This window comes from Streptomyces sp. NPDC097981, assembly GCF_040302565.1.
Classification (GTDB): domain Bacteria; phylum Actinomycetota; class Actinomycetes; order Streptomycetales; family Streptomycetaceae; genus Streptomyces.
In genome coordinates this window covers 159,453-177,461 of the sequence record NZ_JBEORW010000005.1, presented here as the reverse complement: position 1 = coordinate 177,461, position 18,009 = coordinate 159,453, and the positions used below count along the sequence as shown (strand labels likewise).

At 70.7% G+C, this 18,009-nt stretch carries 16 protein-coding genes; 7 read left to right on the top strand and 9 right to left on the bottom strand.

What is annotated here, in order from left to right:
- Positions 1-73: 73 nt before the first annotated feature.
- Together ABTY04_RS07105 and ABTY04_RS07100 are read left to right on the top strand one after the other, a co-directional pair.
- Positions 74-1,222, top strand: a complete 1,149-nt coding sequence (locus tag ABTY04_RS07105; RefSeq protein WP_352212308.1) for a hypothetical protein — start codon at positions 74-76, stop codon at positions 1,220-1,222.
- Between the two features lie 25 nt (positions 1,223-1,247).
- The gene (locus tag ABTY04_RS07100; protein ID WP_502996573.1) at positions 1,248-2,216 is read left to right on the top strand and encodes a COX15/CtaA family protein; all 969 of its coding nucleotides are present in this window, start codon (positions 1,248-1,250) and stop codon (positions 2,214-2,216) included.
- A gap of 43 nt (positions 2,217-2,259) precedes the next feature.
- On the opposite strand, the gene ABTY04_RS07095 is transcribed toward ABTY04_RS07100, so the two are convergent.
- The 3 genes from ABTY04_RS07095 to ABTY04_RS07085 form a co-directional block, all read right to left on the bottom strand.
- Positions 2,260-3,387: an amidohydrolase family protein gene (locus ABTY04_RS07095; RefSeq protein WP_352212306.1), complete on the bottom strand. Its 1,128-nt coding sequence runs from the start codon at positions 3,385-3,387 to the stop codon at positions 2,260-2,262.
- A gap of 161 nt (positions 3,388-3,548) precedes the next feature.
- The gene (locus tag ABTY04_RS07090; RefSeq protein ID WP_502996569.1) at positions 3,549-3,893 is read right to left on the bottom strand and encodes a hypothetical protein; all 345 of its coding nucleotides are present in this window, start codon (positions 3,891-3,893) and stop codon (positions 3,549-3,551) included.
- Positions 3,894-3,917: 24 nt separating this feature from the next.
- Entirely contained in the window at positions 3,918-4,865 is a 948-nt protein-coding gene (locus ABTY04_RS07085; protein ID WP_352212304.1) for a heme o synthase, read from the bottom strand.
- A 255-nt stretch (positions 4,866-5,120) separates the two neighbouring features.
- Between ABTY04_RS07085 and tkt the strand changes: the two genes are divergently transcribed.
- The 5 genes from tkt (at position 5,121) to pgl (ending at position 11,908) form a co-directional block, all read left to right on the top strand.
- The gene (gene tkt / locus ABTY04_RS07080) at positions 5,121-7,226 is read left to right on the top strand and encodes a transketolase (protein ID WP_352212303.1); all 2,106 of its coding nucleotides are present in this window, start codon (positions 5,121-5,123) and stop codon (positions 7,224-7,226) included.
- A 35-nt stretch (positions 7,227-7,261) separates the two neighbouring features.
- Positions 7,262-8,380, top strand: coding sequence for a transaldolase (gene tal / locus ABTY04_RS07075; protein WP_352212302.1), 1,119 nt, complete (start codon positions 7,262-7,264; stop codon positions 8,378-8,380).
- 5 nt (positions 8,381-8,385) lie between these two features.
- Positions 8,386-9,912 (top strand): glucose-6-phosphate dehydrogenase, encoded by a 1,527-nt coding sequence (gene zwf / locus ABTY04_RS07070; RefSeq protein WP_352212301.1) that lies wholly within the window; start codon positions 8,386-8,388, stop codon positions 9,910-9,912.
- Positions 9,909-10,955, top strand: coding sequence for a glucose-6-phosphate dehydrogenase assembly protein OpcA (opcA, locus tag ABTY04_RS07065; RefSeq protein ID WP_352212300.1), 1,047 nt, complete (start codon positions 9,909-9,911; stop codon positions 10,953-10,955). Before zwf ends, opcA begins: the two co-directional genes overlap by 4 nt.
- Before the next feature lie 170 nt (positions 10,956-11,125).
- Positions 11,126-11,908, top strand: coding sequence for a 6-phosphogluconolactonase (pgl, locus tag ABTY04_RS07060; protein ID WP_352212299.1), 783 nt, complete (start codon positions 11,126-11,128; stop codon positions 11,906-11,908).
- Between the two features lie 77 nt (positions 11,909-11,985).
- On the opposite strand, the gene pgi is transcribed toward pgl, so the two are convergent.
- The 6 genes from pgi to gap all read right to left on the bottom strand — a co-directional run bounded on the left by pgi (position 11,986) and on the right by gap (position 17,836).
- A complete protein-coding gene (pgi, locus tag ABTY04_RS07055) occupies positions 11,986-13,641 on the bottom strand; it encodes a glucose-6-phosphate isomerase (protein WP_352212416.1) in 1,656 nt (551 codons plus the stop codon).
- Between the two features lie 152 nt (positions 13,642-13,793).
- Entirely contained in the window at positions 13,794-14,129 is a 336-nt protein-coding gene (locus tag ABTY04_RS07050) for an RNA polymerase-binding protein RbpA (protein ID WP_007263454.1), read from the bottom strand.
- A gap of 187 nt (positions 14,130-14,316) precedes the next feature.
- Entirely contained in the window at positions 14,317-14,544 is a 228-nt protein-coding gene (secG, locus tag ABTY04_RS07045; protein WP_352212298.1) for a preprotein translocase subunit SecG, read from the bottom strand.
- A 145-nt stretch (positions 14,545-14,689) separates the two neighbouring features.
- The gene (gene tpiA / locus ABTY04_RS07040; RefSeq protein WP_352212297.1) at positions 14,690-15,466 is read right to left on the bottom strand and encodes a triose-phosphate isomerase; all 777 of its coding nucleotides are present in this window, start codon (positions 15,464-15,466) and stop codon (positions 14,690-14,692) included.
- A 6-nt stretch (positions 15,467-15,472) separates the two neighbouring features.
- Entirely contained in the window at positions 15,473-16,684 is a 1,212-nt protein-coding gene (locus tag ABTY04_RS07035) for a phosphoglycerate kinase (RefSeq protein ID WP_352212296.1), read from the bottom strand.
- Positions 16,685-16,828: 144 nt separating this feature from the next.
- On the bottom strand, positions 16,829-17,836 hold the full coding sequence (gene gap / locus ABTY04_RS07030) for a type I glyceraldehyde-3-phosphate dehydrogenase (RefSeq protein WP_030160344.1): 1,008 nt from the start codon (positions 17,834-17,836) through the stop codon (positions 16,829-16,831).
- Positions 17,837-18,009 lie beyond the last annotated feature (173 nt).

Here is an 18,009-nt window from a genome sequence, read left to right as displayed (position 1 = left end):
CGTACGTTGGCCTGGCAGGAGGATGGGCGCCGCCCCGCGCGGGCGGTGCCCACCAGGACGCCGGGGGGCGGGCATGGCACAGCGGGAAGACGTTCTGCAGCTGGACGGGCAGTGGGCACGGATCCGGTCGGGGGCCGTACGGGCGGCGCCCGCGGAGGCCGAGGCCCTGCTGCAGGAGCTGATCCGCCGACTACGCGAACCGGCGCGGACCGATCCGGAGTGCGCGGCTCGGCTCGGCCTGCGCCTGGGGGACCTGGCGGCCCGCCGTTTCGCCGGCGGTGACCGGGCCGGGGCCCTCTCCGCAGTCGAGGAGGGGCTGCGGCACGCACAGCAGGCGGCCGCGCACGCCCCGGAGTACGCCCGCTGGTACGCCAGGGGTCTGATCAACCAGGGCGTCTGGCTGTCCTGGCCGCTGAGCGACGCGGAGCGGCTGCCCCGCCACCCGCTCGGCCCGGCGGCGGGGACGGGCCCGAACGCCATGGAGCGGGCGGCGGGTGAGCGCGCCCTCGGTCTGACCCGGGCGGCGGTCGAGGTGTGGGCGGGTCTGGACCAGCACGATCCGGTCAACCGGCGCGGACTCGCGCAGGCCAAGGTGTTCCTCGGGGACCGCCTCGCCGAGCTCGGCTCCGCCGAGGAGTCGGTGGCCTGGGCGGTGGACGCGGAGGGCGGCTTCCGTCGGCTGCTGCTCGCGGCCCCGGGTCCGGAGGAGGCCCAGGAGGCGGAGGAGGCCCTCGACCACATCGGCCGCCAGCTCGAACTGCGTCTGCGCTTCCTGTCCTTCGGCTCCCTGGTGAGCCTGCGCGCGCGGGGCCTGCTGCCCGAACCCCTGCTGCCCCAGGCCGTGGTGGCGGCCCGGATCCAGGGAGCGTCCGAGGCCCAGATCGCGGCCCGGCTGAACCTCGGCGCCGACCAGGTCCGCACGATGCTGGAGGTCACGCCTTGGCGCGCGGTGTGGCGCGTCGAGGTGCGCGGTCCTGACGGGCTGTGGAACGTACAGGACCATCCATGGCACGGCGGAACAGAAGTAAGAAACAGGACAGCGGAGGAGATAGGCACCGAATTGATGCATGGGTTCGCGGCTTCCGCGGACTACCCCGGCGACGGCGGCCATTGGCGCGTCCACGTCTGGTGGCACGAGGAGGGCGATCCCGCCGGAGCCCGGTTCCGGCTGGCCGTCGGGCCCGACCCGGCGACGGGCGGACCGGCCGGGACCCCCTCGTGAAAGTTTGCACAAGGCTCCGCGTACGATAAGGGCCGTGTTGACCCCTCTCGCTTACATCGCCAGCCGTTGGACTCCGTCACCCCGGACCGTCCGGCGGGCCGCGTTCGCCGCGCTCGTCATGAGCGTGGTCATCGTCGTCACCGGCGGCGCGGTGCGGCTGACCGGATCCGGTCTCGGCTGCGACACCTGGCCCAAGTGCACCGACGACAGCCTGATCGTGACCCAGGCGCAGGGCTTCCACGGGGCCGTGGAATTCGGCAACCGCATGCTGACGTACGTGCTCAGCGCGGCCGTCGGCTGGGGCATCATCGCGGCCCGCTCGGCCAAGCCCTGGCGGCGTTCGCTGACGAAGCTCGGCTGGCTCCAGTTCGCCATCGTGATGGGCAACGCGGTCCTCGGCGGCATCACCGTGCTGACGGGGCTCAACCCGTACAGCGTGGCCGGGCACTTCCTCCTAGCCACCTCGCTGATCACCGTCACGACGGTGACCTGGCAGCGCACCCGCGAGGGCGACGCCGCGCCCCGGCCGCGGGTGCCCGGTCCCGTCCGCAAACTCTCGTGGGCCCTGCTCGCGACCACCCTCGTGCTGATCGCGGCGGGCACGGTGGTCACCGGTTCCGGTCCGCACGCGGGCGACCGGAGCGAGATCAAGCGGATGCCGTTCGACTGGACCGCCACGGCCCACGTCCACGCGATCTCCGCCTGGGTGGTGTGCGCACTCGCCGTGGCCATGTGGCTGGTGCTGCGCGTGGTCGACGCGCCCACCGACACCCGGGCGCGCGCCCGGGACCTGCTGATCGTGCTGCTCGCCCAGGGCGGCATCGGCTACGTGCAGTACTTCACCCACGTGCCCGAGGCCCTGGTCGCCGCCCACATGTTCGGCTCCTGCCTGGTGTGGATCGCGGTGCTCCGCGTGGCGCTGAGCCTGCGGGAGCGGCCCGCGGCCCAGGCGGAGATCCCGGCGCAGGGCGATCCGCAGCTCTCCTCCGTCTGATCCGTCCGAGCGGGACCGGGGCCGTCCGCGGCCCCGGTCCCGGTCAGCCGCGCTCGTCCAGCCGGTAGACGCGGCGGGCATTGCCCGCCGCGATCATGGCCGCCACCCGTTCGGCGTCCCGCCAGGACCAGGCGCCCTCGCCGACCCAGCCGCCCAGCACCCGGCCCAGCGCCTCCCGGAACACCAGGGCGCCCACCGCGTGCAGTTCGGGCAGCCGGCGCCCGCCGCTGGAGAACAGCAGCTTGCCGAAGGGGGCGAGCTCCAGCACCTCGGCCAGCACCCCGGCCGCCCGCGCCCCGCTCTGCCCGAGCACCGCACCCACATCCGCGTGGACGTGCGGGAAGGCCGCGGCCAGCTGGGCGGCGTGCCGGTGGTACGGGTATCCGCCGAGCAGCACCAGCCGGGTCCCCAGACCCGCGGTGGCCCGTACGAACTCCGTCAGCAGCGCCGGATCGGCCTGCTCCGGCCGCTGCCCCGGCTCCCCCGCGCCCGCCCCGGTGTGCAGCTGGAGCGGGAGCCCGGTCGCCACCGCGCTCCACAGCAGGTGCCGCAGGAGTACGGGGTCCCGGACTGCCTCGCCCTTGGAGCGCCGGGCCAGCCAGCGCCCGGCCGCCCCGCGCACCTCGCCCGGACCGGGCGGCCCGGGGGCGTGGCCGAGGGCGGCGGGGTACCCCGCGTCGGCACCGCAGGTGAAGGCCACGGCCGCGACGGCGGCGTGGTGGACGGCCCCGGCGAGGTTGGCGAGGAAGGCGGGGACCGTGCCGGAGGTGTCGGCGACCTGCTCGGCCAGCAGCTCCAGCCGTACGACCTCGAAGGCGGCGGCGTCCCCCGCGAGCGCCAGCTCCTTGGGATCGGTGATGTCCCCGGGCACTCCCGTGTCGACCAGATAGGCGGCCACGCCGGAGCCGCGCAGCAGCCTGCGCCCGGACTCGGCCACGCCCAGCTCGCGCCGCCGGGCCAGGTACCGGGCGGGGGCGCAGTGCGGCTCCAGTCCGAGCAACGGCGGGCACCAGCGGCGCACCGCGAAGCCGGTCTGCGTGTCGAAGAAGGTGGTTCCGGCGGCGGGCGGGCCCGCCGAGCGGATCAGCTGGGCCTCGAAGGTCCCGAGGCCCAGCTCCGTGCGGAGCACTCCGTGGCAGTACTGGTCCACCAGGGGCGGCGTTTCGATCATCCGGGCATCCCGTTTGCGGACGTGAGGAAGGGGCTTCCACACGTCCTAACGGGTGAGCGGGGTGTGAGGTGTTGCTCGCGCTGTTGACCGAGAAGCCACCTGGGGGCGCCGCCGGACGGGTACGCCCTGCCCCGACCGGGGAAGGGGCCGGACGCCGGGCGTCAGGCCGCCGGGCTCTGCGCGCCGCCGAGCTGGATGCCGGCCATCCGCGACCACTCGTACGGGCCCGTCTTCACACGCGCGGCGAACTCGCCGTCGAACTCGTCGTGGAGGGTCAGGCCGGCCTTCTCGGCGGCCAGCCGGGCCACCGCGTCCGTCGGGGCCACCAGGTCGCCCCAGCCGCCGTCCGTTCCGACGAGGACGATCCGGGTGCCGGCCTGGCCGATGTACGCGAGCTGGCCCTCGGCGCCGCCGTGCCGCTTGGCGAACGCGCCGATCTGCTTGGCCAGCTTCGCGGCCGTCCGGTCCTGCTTCTTGTCTGCGGTGTCCGCGGTGGTGTCTGCCATGGACAGCATGCTACCGGCGAGTAATCAACGGAGGAAGGGATCCACGGCCACCGCGACGAACAGCAGCGACACATAGGTGATGGACCAGTGGAACAGGCGCATCTCCTTGAGCTTCGCGCCCGTCACGCCCGCCTTGGCGCGCGCGTGCAGCGCGTGCGCTTCCCACAGCCACCAGCCGCCGGCCGCGAGCGCGACCGCGGTGTAGAACCAGCCGGTGTACCCCAGCGGGGTCAGCAGCAGTGAGACGGCCACCATCACCCAGCTGTAGAGGACGATCTGGCGCGCCACGGCCTTGTTGCCCGCCACGACCGGAAGCATCGGCACGCCGACGCGCGCGTAGTCCTCCTTCACCTTCATGGACAGCGGCCAGTAGTGCGGAGGCGTCCAGAAGAAGATGACGAGGAAGAGGATGACGGCGGCCCAGGAGACCTCGTTCTTGACGGCGGACCAGCCGATGAGCACCGGCATGCAGCCCGCGATGCCGCCCCAGACGATGTTCTGCGCGGTGCGCCGCTTCAGCAGCATCGTGTAGACGACGACGTAGAAGAGGAGCGCGCCGAGCGCGAGGGCCGCCGACAGCCAGTTGATGAGCAGCCCGAAGAACAGGGTGGAGACCACGCCGAGGGTGATGCCGAAGGCCAGGCACTCGCGCGGGCTGACCATGCCGGTCACCAGCGGCCGCTGCGAGGTCCGGTCCATCAGCGCGTCGATGTCGCGGTCGATGTACATGTTCAGCGCGTTGGCGCCGCCCGCGGACAAGTAGCCGCCGAAGCAGGTCGCGAGAACCAGCCACAGCGACGGCACGCCCTGCTCGGCGAGGAACATCACCGGCACTGTGGTGATCAGCAGAAGTTCGATGATTCGCGGCTTGGTCAAAGCCACGAAAGCCATGACCCGGGCCCCGAACGGCCGGTGACGGGAGCTCGTCCCGAGCACCCCCGCTGGACGGGATTCGACGGCCGTCACGCACACCCCTGACAGAGAAAACCAGCAAGCTTCGGACATAAAGGTCCGCTGAAGGCTTGCACGTACCACGCCACTCTAGACGTTGCGCTTACGTCGCCCCGCGCGGGGGTCGCCTCGCGTTGGTCCGATCGGACCGACGACGTTGTGACGGACTGCGGGCACTCGAATAGCTGCACGCCGCCGCGGGGGTAGGCTCGGAATCGCGCCGGTGTCCCGTTCGTCACCGGGTAACAGACATGTGGAGAGGAGCCCTGACCCACGGTGAGCACCAAGCCGACGACCACAGAGCTCGACTGGACCGACCTCGACCAGCGGGCCGTCGACACCGCCCGCATCCTGGCCGCCGACGCGGTCCAGAAGGTCGGGAACGGCCACCCCGGTACGGCGATGAGCCTGGCCCCCGCCGCGTACACGCTTTTCCAGAAGGTGATGCGGCACGACCCGGCGGATCCCGAGTGGGTCGGCCGCGACCGTTTCGTGCTTTCCGCAGGGCACTCGTCGCTGACTCTGTACACCCAGCTCTACCTGGGCGGCTTCGGCCTGGAGCTGGCCGACCTCGAAGCGTTCCGCACCTGGGGTTCCAAGACCCCCGGCCACCCGGAGTACGGCCACACGGCCGGCGTCGAGACCACCACCGGCCCGCTGGGCCAGGGCGTCGCCAACGCGGTGGGCATGGCCATGGCCGCCCGCTACGAGCGCGGCCTGTTCGACCCGGAGGCCGCCCCCGGCACCTCCCCCTTCGACCACATGGTCTACGCGATCGCGGGCGACGGCTGCCTCCAGGAGGGCATCTCCCACGAGGCGTCCGCCCTGGCCGGCCACCAGAAGCTCGGCAACCTGGTGCTGCTGTGGGACGACAACCACATCTCCATCGAGGGTGACACCGAGACGGCCGTCTCGGAGGACACCCTCAAGCGGTACGAGGCGTACGGCTGGCACGTCCAGCGCGTCGCGCAGCAGCCGAACGGCGACCTCGACCCGAAGGCGCTGTTCGAGGCCCTGGCCGCGGCCAAGGCCGAGACCGGCCGCCCCTCCTTCATCGCGATGCGCTCGATCATCGCCTGGCCGGCCCCGCACGCCCAGGGCACCGAGGCCTCGCACGGCTCGGCCCTCGGCGACGACGAGGTGGCCGCCACCAAGCGCGTCCTCGGCTTCGACCCGGAGAAGAGCTTCGACGTCTCCGACGAGGTCCTCGCGCACACCCGCAAGGCGCTGGACCGCGGCCGCGAGGCCAAGGCCGCCTGGGAGAAGGACTTCTCCGCCTGGCGCACCGCCGACGCCGAGCGCGCCGCGGAGTTCGACCGCATCAACGCCAACGAGCTGCCCGCGGGCTGGGAGGACAAGCTCCCCGTTTTCGAGGCCGGCAAGGGCGTCGCCACCCGTGCGGCCTCCGGCAAGGTGCTCGAAGCGCTCGGCTCGGTCATCCCGGAGCTGTGGGGCGGCTCGGCCGACCTGGCCGGCTCCAACAACACCACGATCGACAAGCACTCGTCCTTCCTCCCGAAGGGCAACCCGCTGCCGGAGGCCGACCCGTACGGCCGCACCGTCCACTTCGGCATCCGCGAGCACGCCATGGCCGCAACCATGAACGGCATCGCGCTGCACGGCCACACCCGCATCTACGGCGGCACCTTCCTGGTGTTCTCCGACTACATGCGCAACGCCGTCCGCCTGTCCGCGCTGATGCACGTGCCGGTGACGTACGTGTGGACGCACGACTCCATCGGCCTGGGCGAGGACGGCCCGACCCACCAGCCGGTCGAGCACCTGGCCTCGCTGCGCGCCATCCCGGGCCTGAACGTGGTCCGCCCGGCCGACGCGAACGAGACCGTCGTCGCCTGGCGCGAGATCCTGCGCCGCCACACCAAGGTGTTCGGCAAGGGCGCCCCGCACGGTCTGGCGCTGACCCGCCAGGGCGTGCCGACGTACGAGCGCAACGAGGACGCCGCCAAGGGCGGGTACGTGCTGTTCGAGGCCGAGGGCGGAGCAGCGCAGGTCGTCCTCATCGGCACCGGCTCCGAGGTCCAGCTCGCCGTCGCCGCGCGCGAGGCGCTCCAGGCCGAGGGCATCGCCGCCCGCGTGGTCTCGATGCCGTCCGTCGAGTGGTTCGAGGAGCAGGACCAGGCGTACAAGGACAGCGTCCTGCCGCCGTCCGTGAAGGCGCGTGTCGCGGTCGAGGCCGGCGTCGGCCTGACCTGGCACCGCTACGTCGGCGACGCCGGCCGGATCGTCTCGCTGGAGCACTTCGGTGCCTCCGCCGACGCCAAGGTGCTGTTCCGCGAGTTCGGCTTCACCTCCGAGGCCGTGACCGCCGCCGCCAAGGCCTCTCTCAATTCAGTGGCTGAGATCACCGCCGCCGCGCGCTGACACCGGTACAAGAACCAGTAGGAGATGCAATTCCCATGACAGACGCACTCAAGCGCCTCTCCGACGAGGGCGTGGCGATCTGGCTGGACGACCTGTCCCGCAAGCGCATCACGTCGGGCAACCTGGCCGAGCTCATCGACCAGTCGCACGTGGTCGGTGTGACCACCAACCCGTCGATCTTCCAGAAGGCGATCAGCAGCGGCGACGGCTACGAGCAGCAGCTCGCCGACCTCGCCGCCCGCAAGGTCACCGTCGACGAGGCCATCCGCATGATCACGACGGCGGACGTCCGCGACGCCGCCGACATCCTGCGCCCGGTCTACGACCGCACCGACGGCCAGGACGGCCGGGTCTCCATCGAGGTCGACCCCCGTCTGGCCCACGACACCACGGCGACCGTCGCCGAGGCCAAGCAGCTCGCGTGGCTGGTGGACCGCCCGAACACGCTGATCAAGATCCCGGCGACCAAGGCCGGCCTGCCGGCGATCACCGAGGTCATCGGCCGGGGCATCAGCGTCAACGTCACGCTGATCTTCTCGCTGGAGCGCTACCGCGAGGTCATGGACGCGTACCTGGCGGGTCTGGAGAAGGCCAAGGCCGCGGGCCTGGACCTGTCCGAGATCCACTCGGTCGCCTCCTTCTTCGTGTCCCGCGTGGACAGCGAGATCGACAAGCGCCTGGACGCCGTCGGCTCGGACGAGGCGAAGGCCCTGAAGGGCAAGGCGGCCCTCGCGAACGCCCGTCTGGCCTACGAGGCCTACGAGGAAGTCTTCTCCTCCGACCGGTGGAACGCCCTGGAGCGTGTCGGCGCCAACAAGCAGCGTGCGCTGTGGGCCTCGACGGGCGTCAAGGACCCGGCGTACAAGGACACCCTGTACGTGGACGACCTGGTCGCCCCGAACACGGTGAACACCATGCCGGAGGCCACCCTGGAGGCCACCGCCGACCACGGGCAGATCACGGGTGACACCGTGCGCGGCACCTACGAGCAGGCGCGTGCCGAGCTCGACGCGGTCGCGAAGCTGGGCATCTCGTACGACGATGTGGTGCAGCTGCTCGAAGACGAGGGCGTCGAGAAGTTCGAGGCGTCCTGGAACGACCTGCTGAAGTCCACCGAGGCGGAGCTTGAGCGCCTTGCCCCCACGGAGGCCTGAGCACTTTGTCTGTAAACGGAGCGAACCCGCTTCGTGACGCACAGGACCGGCGGCTCCCGCGTATCGCGGGGCCGTCCGGCCTGGTCATTTTCGGCGTTACGGGTGACCTGTCGCGCAAGAAGCTGATGCCCGCGATCTACGACCTGGCGAACCGCGGACTGCTGCCGCCGGGCTTCTCGCTGATCGGCTTCGCCCGCCGTGAATGGGAGCACGAGGACTTCGCCCAGGAGGTGTACGAAGCCGTCAAGCAGCACTCGCGCACCCCCTTCCGGGAGGAGGTCTGGCAGCAGCTGGTACAGGGCTGCCGGTTCGTGCAGGGCGACTTCGACGACGACGCGGCGTTCGAGACGCTGAAGTCGACGATCGACGAGCTCGACAAGGCACAGGGGACGGGCGGCAACTTCGCCTTCTACCTCTCCGTGCCGCCGAAGTTCTTCCCCAAGGTGGTCCAGCAGCTCAAGAACCACGGGCTGGCGCAGAAGGAGGGCTCCTGGCGGCGTGCCGTCATCGAGAAGCCCTTCGGGCACGACCTCAAGAGCGCCGAGGAGCTCAACAAGGTCGTCCACGAGGTCTTCCCGCGGGACGAGGTCTTCCGGATCGACCACTACCTCGGCAAGGAGACCGTCCAGAACATCCTGGCGCTCCGCTTCGCCAACACGATGTTCGAGCCGATCTGGAACCGGTCGTACGTCGACCACGTGCAGATCACCATGGCCGAGGACATCGGCATCGGCGGCCGGGCCGGGTACTACGACGGCATCGGCGCGGCCCGCGACGTCATCCAGAACCACCTGCTCCAGCTGCTCGCGCTGACCGCGATGGAGGAGCCCGGCTCCTTCCACCCCAAGGCGCTGGTGGCGGAGAAGCTCAAGGTCCTCACGGCCGTCGAGCTCCCCGAGGACCTGGGCAAGCACACCGTGCGCGGCCAGTACTCGGCGGCGTGGCAGGGCGGCGAGAAGGTCGTCGGGTACCTCGAAGAGGACGGCATCGACCCCAAGTCGAAGACCGACACCTACGCGGCCATCCGCCTGGAGATCAACAACCGCCGCTGGGCGGGCGTCCCGTTCTACCTGCGGACCGGCAAGCGCCTGGGCCGCCGGGTGACCGAGATCGCGGTGGTCTTCAAGCGGGCCCCGTACCTGCCGTTCGAGTCGGGCGCGACCGAGGAGCTGGGGCAGAACGCCCTGGTCATCCGGGTCCAGCCGGACGAGGGCGTGACGGTGCGCTTCGGCTCCAAGGTTCCGGGCACCTCCATGGAGGTCCGGGACGTCACGATGGACTTCGCGTACGGCGAGTCCTTCACGGAGTCGAGCCCCGAGGCGTACGAGCGGCTGATCCTCGATGTCCTGCTGGGTGACGCGAACCTCTTCCCGCGCCACCAGGAGGTCGAGCTGTCCTGGAACATCCTCGACCCGATCGAGGAGTACTGGGACAAGCACGGCAAGCCCGCGCAGTACCCGGCGGGAACCTGGGGGCCGGTCGAGGCGGACGAGATGCTCGCACGAGACGGACGGAGCTGGCGCCGGCCATGAAGATCGACCTCACGGAGACCACCTCCAGCAAGATCAACGCCGCACTCGTGCAGGCGCGCCGGGACGTCGGCACGCCGGCCATCGGCATGGTCCTCACGCTGGTGATCGTGACCGACGAGGAGAACGCGTACGACGCGCTCAAGTCGGCGAACGACGCGTCCCACGAACACCCTTCGCGGATCATCGTCGTCATCAAGCGGGTCAGCCGCTCGCCGCGCAGCCGCCGCGACGCCCGTCTCGACGCGGAAGTCCGCGTCGGGGCGGACTCCGGCACCGGCGAGACGGTGGTGCTCCGCCTTCACGGTGAACTGGTCAACCACGCCCAGTCGGTGGTTCTCCCGCTCCTGCTGCCGGACGCGCCCGTCGTGGTCTGGTGGCCGGACGGTGCTCCGTCGGACCTGGCGGGCGACCCGCTGGGTGCGCTCGGGCAGCGCCGGATCTCGGACACGTACGCCTGCGAGAACCCTCAGCAGGCGCTCGGGGAGCGGGCCGCGGCCTATGCTCCGGGTGACACGGACCTGTCCTGGACCCGGATCACGCCGTGGCGCTCGATGCTGGCCGCCGCGCTGGACCAGCAGGCCCTGAAGGTCACCTCGGCGGTCGTCGAGGGCGAGGACGAGAACCCGAGCTGCGAGCTGCTGGCCATGTGGCTGGCGGACCGCCTCCAGGTGCCCGTCAAGCGGACCCGTTCGCAGGGACCCGGCCTGACGTCGGTCCGGCTGGAGACCAAGGACGGCGACATCGTCCTGGACCGGGCCGACGGCTCGCTGGCCACGCTGTGCATGCCGGGCCAGCCCGACCGTGCGGTGGCGCTCAAGCGCCGCGACACGGCCGAGCTGCTGGCAGAGGAGCTGCGCCGGCTCGACCCGGACAACACCTTCGAGGCCTCGCTGAAGTTCGGTGTGGGGAAGCTGGCGGCTGAGGTCCCGGCGGCGGCTCCGGCTCCGGCGAAGGAGGCGGCTCCGGCCAAGGCCGAGGCCGAGGCCGCACCGGCGGCCGCGAAGCCGGCCCCCAAGCCGGCGAAGAAGGCCACGGCCAAGTAGCCGTACCCGCTGCGCGGGGCTCTCTCCCCGCCCCGCCCCTTCTCCCCCGGCTACCGCTGGGGGAGGTCCGGGCAGAGCCCGGCGAACGGGAGAAGGGCGGGGTGGGGAAGGGCCCCGCGCAGCGGCATCGGCACCCACTCGCACAACCGACAAGGCGGCAGCACATGGGTATGACGACTCCCCAGGTCGTCGTCCACCGGGACAAGGAGCTGATGGCCGAGGCCGCGGCGGCCCGGCTCATCACGAAGATCGTGGACGCGCAGGCGGCCCGGGGCAGCGCCTCGGTGGTCCTGACCGGCGGCCGCAACGGGAACGGGCTGCTCGCCGCACTGGCGGCGGCCCCGGCCCGGGACGCCGTCGACTGGGCCCGGCTGGACCTGTGGTGGGGCGACGAGCGGTACGTCCCGGCCGACGACCCCGAGCGCAACCACATCCAGGCCCACGAGGCCCTCCTGGGCTCCGTCCCGGTGGACCCGGCACGGGTGCACGTCATGCCGGCCTCGGACGGCCCGTACGGGGACGACGTGGATGCCGCGGCGGACGCATACGCGGAGGAGCTGCGCCGGGCCGCCGGTCCGGAGGACCACGGTCCGGTGCCGCGCTTCGACGTGCTGATGCTGGGCGTGGGCCCCGACACGCACGTGGCCTCGCTGTTCCCGGAGCACCCGGCGGCGCGGGAGACCGAGCGCATGGTGGTCGGCGTACACGGCGCGCCGAAGCCGCCGCCGACGCGGGTCTCGCTGACCCTCCCGGCGATCCGGGCGGCCCGGGAGGTCTGGCTGCTCGCGGCGGGCGAGGACAAGGCGGGCGCGGTGGCGATCGCACTCGGCGGCGCGGGCGGGGTCCAGGCCCCGGCGGCGGCCGCGTACGGGCGCTCGCGCACGCTGTGGCTGCTGGACCGCGCGGCGGCCGCAAAACTCCCGTCGTCGATGTACCCCCCGGCCTCGGCCTGACCCGTACGGCCGAAGGGCCCGCCCCCCTCACGGGGAGCGGGCCCTTCGGCCGTGGCGTTGCGTGCGGTGCCCGCGGATCAGGCGCGGCCGCGCAGCGAGCGGTAGGCGGCGACGAGGGACTTCGTCGAGGCGTCCAGGCCCGGCACGTCGGCGCCGTCCGTCAGCGCCGGCTCGACCCGCTTCGCCAGGACCTTGCCGAGCTCCACGCCCCACTGGTCGAAGGAGTCGATGTTCCACACCGCGCCCTGTACGAACACCTTGTGCTCGTACAGGGCGATCAGCTGGCCCAGCACCGCCGGAGTGAGGTCCTGCGCCAGGATCGTCGTGGTCGGGTGGTTCCCCCGGAAGGTCTTGTGCGGGACCAGGGGCTCCGGTACGCCCTCCGCGCGGACCTCGTCCGCCGTCTTGCCGAAGGCCAGCGCCTGCGTCTGCGCGAAGAAGTTCGCCATCAACAGGTCGTGCTGCGCCGCGAGCGTGGGCGGCAGTTCACCGATCGGCCGGGCGAAGCCGATGAAGTCCGCCGGGATCACCTTCGTGCCCTGGTGGATCAACTGGTAGTAGGCGTGCTGCCCGTTGGTGCCGGGCGTGCCCCACACCACCGGACCGGTCTGCCAGTCCACCGGCTTGCCGTCCCGGTCCACGGACTTGCCGTTGGACTCCATGTCCAGCTGCTGGAGGTACGCGGTGAAGCGGGAGAGATAGTGGCTGTACGGCAGGACCGCGTGCGACTGCGCGTCGAAGAACGCGCCGTACCAGATGCCCAACAGGCCCATCAGCAGCGGTGCGTTCTGCTCCGGCGGCGCCGTGCGGAAGTGCTCGTCCATCGTCCGGAAGCCGCCCAGCAGCTCCCGGAAGGCGTCCGGCCCGATCGCGATCATCAGGGAGAGCCCGATCGCGGAGTCGAAGGAGTAGCGTCCGCCGACCCAGTCCCAGAAGCCGAACATGTTGGCCGGATCGATGCCGAACGCGGTGACCTTCTCGGCGTTGGTCGACAGCGCCACGAAGTGCCGTGCCACGGCCGCGGTGTCACCGCCGAGACCCGCCAGCAGCCATTCACGCGCCGACTCGGCGTTGGTGATGGTCTCGATGGTGGTGAAGGTCTTGGAGGCGATGATGAACAGCGTCTCGGCCGGGTCCAGGTCCCGTACGGCTTCGTGCAGATCGGCGCCGTCCACGTTGGAGACGAACCGTACGGTCAGTGCGCGGTCGGTGAACGCGCGCAGCGCCTCGTACGCCATCGCCGGGCCCAGGTCGGAGCCGCCGATGCCGATGTTGACGACGTTGCGGATGCGCTTGCCCGTGAAGCCGGTCCACGCGCCCGACCGGACCTGGTCGGCGAAGCCGGCCATCTTGTCGAGGACGGCGTGCACCTCGGGGACGACGTTCTCTCCGTCCACCTCGACCACCGCGTCGGCGGGTGCGCGCAGGGCGGTGTGCAGGACCGCCCGGCCCTCGGTCGTGTTGATCTTCTCGCCGCTGAACATCGCCTCGCGCAGCTCGGCCACGCCCGTCGCCGCCGCCAGCTCCCGCAGCAGCTCCAGCGTCTCGTCGGTCACGAGGTGCTTCGAGTAGTCGATGTACAGGTCCCCGACCCGCAGCGTGTAACCCGTGCCCCGGTTCGGATCCGCCTCGAACAGCTCGCGCAGATGCGTCTGCCCCAGCTCTTCGCGGTGCTTGCCGAGTGCCAGCCACTCGGCAGTCCGGTTGAGCCTCGTACGGCTGTCTGCGTTCATCTCGGACATCAACCCGTTTCTTCCATCCTGTCGTGCCCCGCCGATCACCAACCTAAGGGATCGGAAGCGGCTCAGCGCACGCAAAGGGCCCGGCCCGCTGGAGAAGAACTCCTGCGGACCGGGCCCGATGTCACACCGTCACGCGCGCGCTTTCAGATCTCGCCGCGGAGCTTGGCGAGTGCCTCGGCGAGGATCGCCTCGCCGTCGGCGTCCGTGCGCCGCTCCCGTACGTACGCCAGGTGCGTCTTGTAGGGCTCGGTGCGCGGCGGCGCGGGCGGGTTGTCCCGGTCCTGGCCGGCCGGGAACCCGCAGCGCGGGCAGTCCCAGGTGTCCGGCACCTGCGCGTCGCTGGCGAAGCTCGGCTGCGTCTCGTGCCCGTTCGAGCACCAGAAGGAGATGCGCAGGCGGGGCGCGGATTCGCCGCGCTCGGCCTCACCCATCGGCCCCGCTCCGACCCGACTGCCACGGATCGCGTTGCCACTTGCCACGGTCGTAACTCCCTGCGTGATGGTGCCGCGAAGCGTGAGTGGATTTCCGCCGCGGGCGCCCCAGTCTACGTAAGGCCCAACGCACGTCCATCACATGGAGTTACTCACTCCATGCCGTGGACGCCGTCCTCATGATAGGCGGGGTGGAGCCGGCCGGACTGGCGGAATGGCCAGAACCGTCCGCTCCCTACTTCAACAGGACGCCGAGCGCCATGATGCAGGCGAACCACAGGAGACCCACCACCACGGTGATGCGGTCCAGGTTGCGCTCCGCGACCGAGGAGCCGCCGACCGACGACTGCATGCCGCCGCCGAACATGTCGGAAAGGCCGCCGCCCTTGCCCTTGTGCATCAGCACGAGCAGCATCAGCAGGGCGCTGAAGACGATCAGGGCGATCGAGAACCCCATAATCACGGCTGATTCCTACTTTCTGGCTGTACTGGCTGTCCGGCTCTGCTGGATGTGCGCGGGGGCCAGTGGCTGGTGGTTCAGCCTCCTGGCCCCCGCAAGGGTACGACGGATCCGCCCTACCGCATACTCACTGCGACGATCACGCAGCTCACTGGTCGCGGAACCGGACGATCTTCACGAACTCGTCCGCGTCCAGCGCCGCGCCGCCGATCAGGGCGCCGTCGACGTCGGGCTGGGCCATGATCGCCGCGATGTTGCCGGACTTCACCGAGCCGCCGTACTGGATGCGGACCTTGTCGGCCAGCTCCTGCGAGTACAGCTCGGCGAGGCGGCCGCGGATCGCCCCGCAGACCTCCTGGGCGTCCTCGGGGGTGGCGACCTCGCCGGTCCCGATGGCCCAGACGGGCTCGTACGCGATCACGATGGACTCGACCTGCTCGGCCGGGACGTCCTTGAGGCCGCCGTCGACCTGGGCGAGGGTGTGCGGGACCTGCTGTCCGGCCTTGCGGACGTCCAGGCCCTCGCCGACGCACAGGATCGGGGTGAGCCCGTGCCGGTAGGCGGCCTTGACCTTGGCGTTGCAGAGCTCGTCGCTCTCGCCGTGGTACTGGCGGCGCTCGCTGTGGCCGACGGCCACGTACGTGCACTTCAGCTTCGAGAGCATCGCGCCGGAGATCTCGCCGGTGTAGGCACCGGACTCCTGCGCCGAGATGTCCTGGGCGCCGTACTTGATCTTCAGCTTGTCGCCTTCGACCAGGGTCTGGACCGAACGCAGGTCGACGAAGGGCGGCAGGACCGCGACCTCGACGGCGTCGTAGTCCTTGTCGGCGAGTGCGAAGGCGAGCTTCTGGACGTGCGCGATGGCCTCAAGGTGGTTGAGGTTCATCTTCCAGTTGCCCGCCATCAGCGGGGTACGCGTGGTCATACGGGTTCAGACCTCCAGTGCGGCGAGGCCGGGGAGCGTCTTGCCCTCAAGGTATTCGAGGGAGGCGCCGCCACCGGTCGAGATGTGACCGAATGCGTTCTCGTCGAAGCCGAGCGTGCGCACGGCCGCGGCGGAGTCGCCGCCGCCGACCACGGTGTACGCGCTGCTGTCGACGAGGGCCTGCGCGATGGCGCGGGTGCCTCCGGCGTAGTCGGGGTGCTCGAAGACGCCCACGGGACCGTTCCAGAAGACGGTCTCCGCGTCGGCGATCTTCGACGCGTACAGCTCACGGGTCTTGGGACCGATGTCCAGACCCTCCTTGTCGGCGGGGATCTTGTCCGCGTCGACGGTCTCGAAGACGGCCGGGGCCTTGGTCTTCAGGTCGGGGAAGTCGGCGGAAACCAGCACGTCGACGGGGAGGACCAGCTCGACGCCGGTCTCCTCGGCGCGCCGCATGTACTCCGTGACCTTGGCCAGCTGGTCTTCCTGGAGCAGGGAGATGCCGACCTCGTAGCCCTTGGCCTTGAGGAAGGTGTACGCCATGCCGCCGCCGATGAGGATGCGGTCGGCCTTGCCGAGCAGCTCGTCGATGACGGCGAGCTTGTCGGAGACCTTGGCGCCGCCGAGGACGACCGCGTAGGGGCGCTTGACGTCGGCGGTGAGCTTCTTCAGTACGCCGACCTCGGTGGCGATGAGGTGACCGGCCGCGTGCGGCAGGCGCGCGGGCAGGTCGACGACCGAGGCGTGGGCGCGGTGGACGGCGCCGAAGCCGTCGCCGACGTAGAGGTCGGCCAGCTCGGCGAGCTGGTCCGCGAAGGCGCCGCGCTCGGCGTCGTCCTTCGAGGTCTCACCGGCGTTGAAGCGCAGGTTCTCGATGACGGCGACCTGGCCGTCGGTGAGCTTCGCGACGGTCTCCTTGGCGGAGTCGCCGACGGTGTCGGTCGCGAACGCCACCTCGGTGCCGAGGAGTTCGCCGAGCCGCTCGGCGGCCGGGGCGAGCGAGAACGCCGGGTCCGGGGCGCCCTTGGGGCGGCCCAGGTGCGAGGCGACGACCACGCGGGCGCCGGCCTCGGCCAGCTTCGCGATGGTCGGCTGCACGGCGCGGATGCGGCCGTCGTCGGTGATCGTGGCGCCCGCGAGCGGCACGTTCAGGTCCGCGCGGACGAAGACCCGCTTGCCGGCGACGCCTTCGGCGAGCAGTTCATCGATCGTCTTCATGTGTTTCCACTCCTTATCCCCATACACGGGTTCTGCCGGTGCGGGGCAGTGTTGCCGAGGCAGACAACAGGGCCCGTGCAGCGCTCCATCGCGCTGACCGGACCCTGTGCTCACCTCTTGGTGCCTTGCCCTGCTACCTGAGACTTAGAGCTGGCCGCCGACGAAGACGGTCAGGTCGACGAGGCGGTTGGAGTAGCCCCACTCGTTGTCGTACCAGCCGACGACCTTGACCTGCGTACCGTCCTGAACCATGGTCAGGGAGGAGTCGAAGGTGCAGGAAGCCGGCCAGTTCACGATGTCGGAGGAGACGATCGCGTCCTCGGTGTAGTCGAGGATGCCCTTGAGCTGGCCCTCGGCAGCCTTCTGGAAGGCAGCGTTGATCTCTTCCTTGGTGGTCTCGCGGGAGAGCTCCAGGACGAGGTCGGTGACCGAGCCGGTCGGGACCGGGACGCGCATGGCGATGCCGTCCAGCTTGCCCTTGAGCTGCGGGAGGACCAGCGCGGTGGCCTTGGCGGCACCCGTCGAGGTCGGGATGATGTTCTCGGCGGCGGCGCGGGCGCGGCGCAGGTCCGAGTGCGGGAAGTCCAGGATGCGCTGGTCGTTCGTGTACGCGTGGACCGTGGTCATCATGCCCTTGACGATGCCGAAGTTCTCGTCGAGAACCTTGGCCATCGGCGCCACGCAGTTGGTGGTGCAGGAGGCGTTGGAGATGACGTGGTGGTTGGCCGCGTCGTACTTGTCCTGGTTGACGCCCATCACGATGGTGATGTCCTCGTCCTTGGCCGGGGCCGAGATGAGGACCTTCTTCGCGCCCGCGGCGATGTGCTTCGCGGCGTCGGCCTTCTTCGTGAAGATGCCGGTCGACTCGATGACGATGTCGGCACCCAGCTCGCCCCAGGGGAGGTTCGCGGGGTCGCGCTCGGCGAACGTCTTGAAGGTGTTGCCGCCGACGGTGATGGTGTCGTCGGTGTGGGAGACCTCGGCCTTGAGGCGGCCCAGAATGGTGTCGTACTTGAGCAGGTGCACCAGGGTGGCGTTGTCAGTCAGGTCGTTGACACCGACGATCTCGATGTCCGCTCCCTGCTCAAGGAGCGCCCGGAAGTAGTTGCGGCCAATTCGGCCAAAACCATTGATGCCTACGCGGATCGTCACGAACCGATCTCCTCGTTGGTGCGCCGGTAAGTCCGCCGGCGAGCTGTATGGGATGTCCCCGACCGCTTACGACCCTACCTCTCCGTGAGCTTTTGAGTGACATCGGCCGGGACCTGACACTCCCCCTGCCACGTGGGGGGACCGCTGCCGGGGCCCCGTACCGTGCGATCGGC

Coding starts and splice junctions, on each gene's coding strand:
- ABTY04_RS07105 (WP_352212308.1), top strand. CDS start 74: ATGGCACAGCGGGAAGACGTTCTGCAGCTGGACGGGCAGTGGGCACGG.
- ABTY04_RS07095 (WP_352212306.1), bottom strand. CDS start 3,387: ATGATCGAAACGCCGCCCCTGGTGGACCAGTACTGCCACGGAGTGCTC.
- ABTY04_RS07090 (WP_502996569.1), bottom strand. CDS start 3,893: ATGGCAGACACCACCGCGGACACCGCAGACAAGAAGCAGGACCGGACG.
- tal (WP_352212302.1), top strand. CDS start 7,262: ATGACAGACGCACTCAAGCGCCTCTCCGACGAGGGCGTGGCGATCTGG.
- opcA (WP_352212300.1), top strand. CDS start 9,909: ATGAAGATCGACCTCACGGAGACCACCTCCAGCAAGATCAACGCCGCA.
- pgl (WP_352212299.1), top strand. CDS start 11,126: ATGACGACTCCCCAGGTCGTCGTCCACCGGGACAAGGAGCTGATGGCC.
- pgi (WP_352212416.1), bottom strand. CDS start 13,641: ATGAACGCAGACAGCCGTACGAGGCTCAACCGGACTGCCGAGTGGCTG.
- tpiA (WP_352212297.1), bottom strand. CDS start 15,466: ATGACCACGCGTACCCCGCTGATGGCGGGCAACTGGAAGATGAACCTC.
- ABTY04_RS07035 (WP_352212296.1), bottom strand. CDS start 16,684: ATGAAGACGATCGATGAACTGCTCGCCGAAGGCGTCGCCGGCAAGCGG.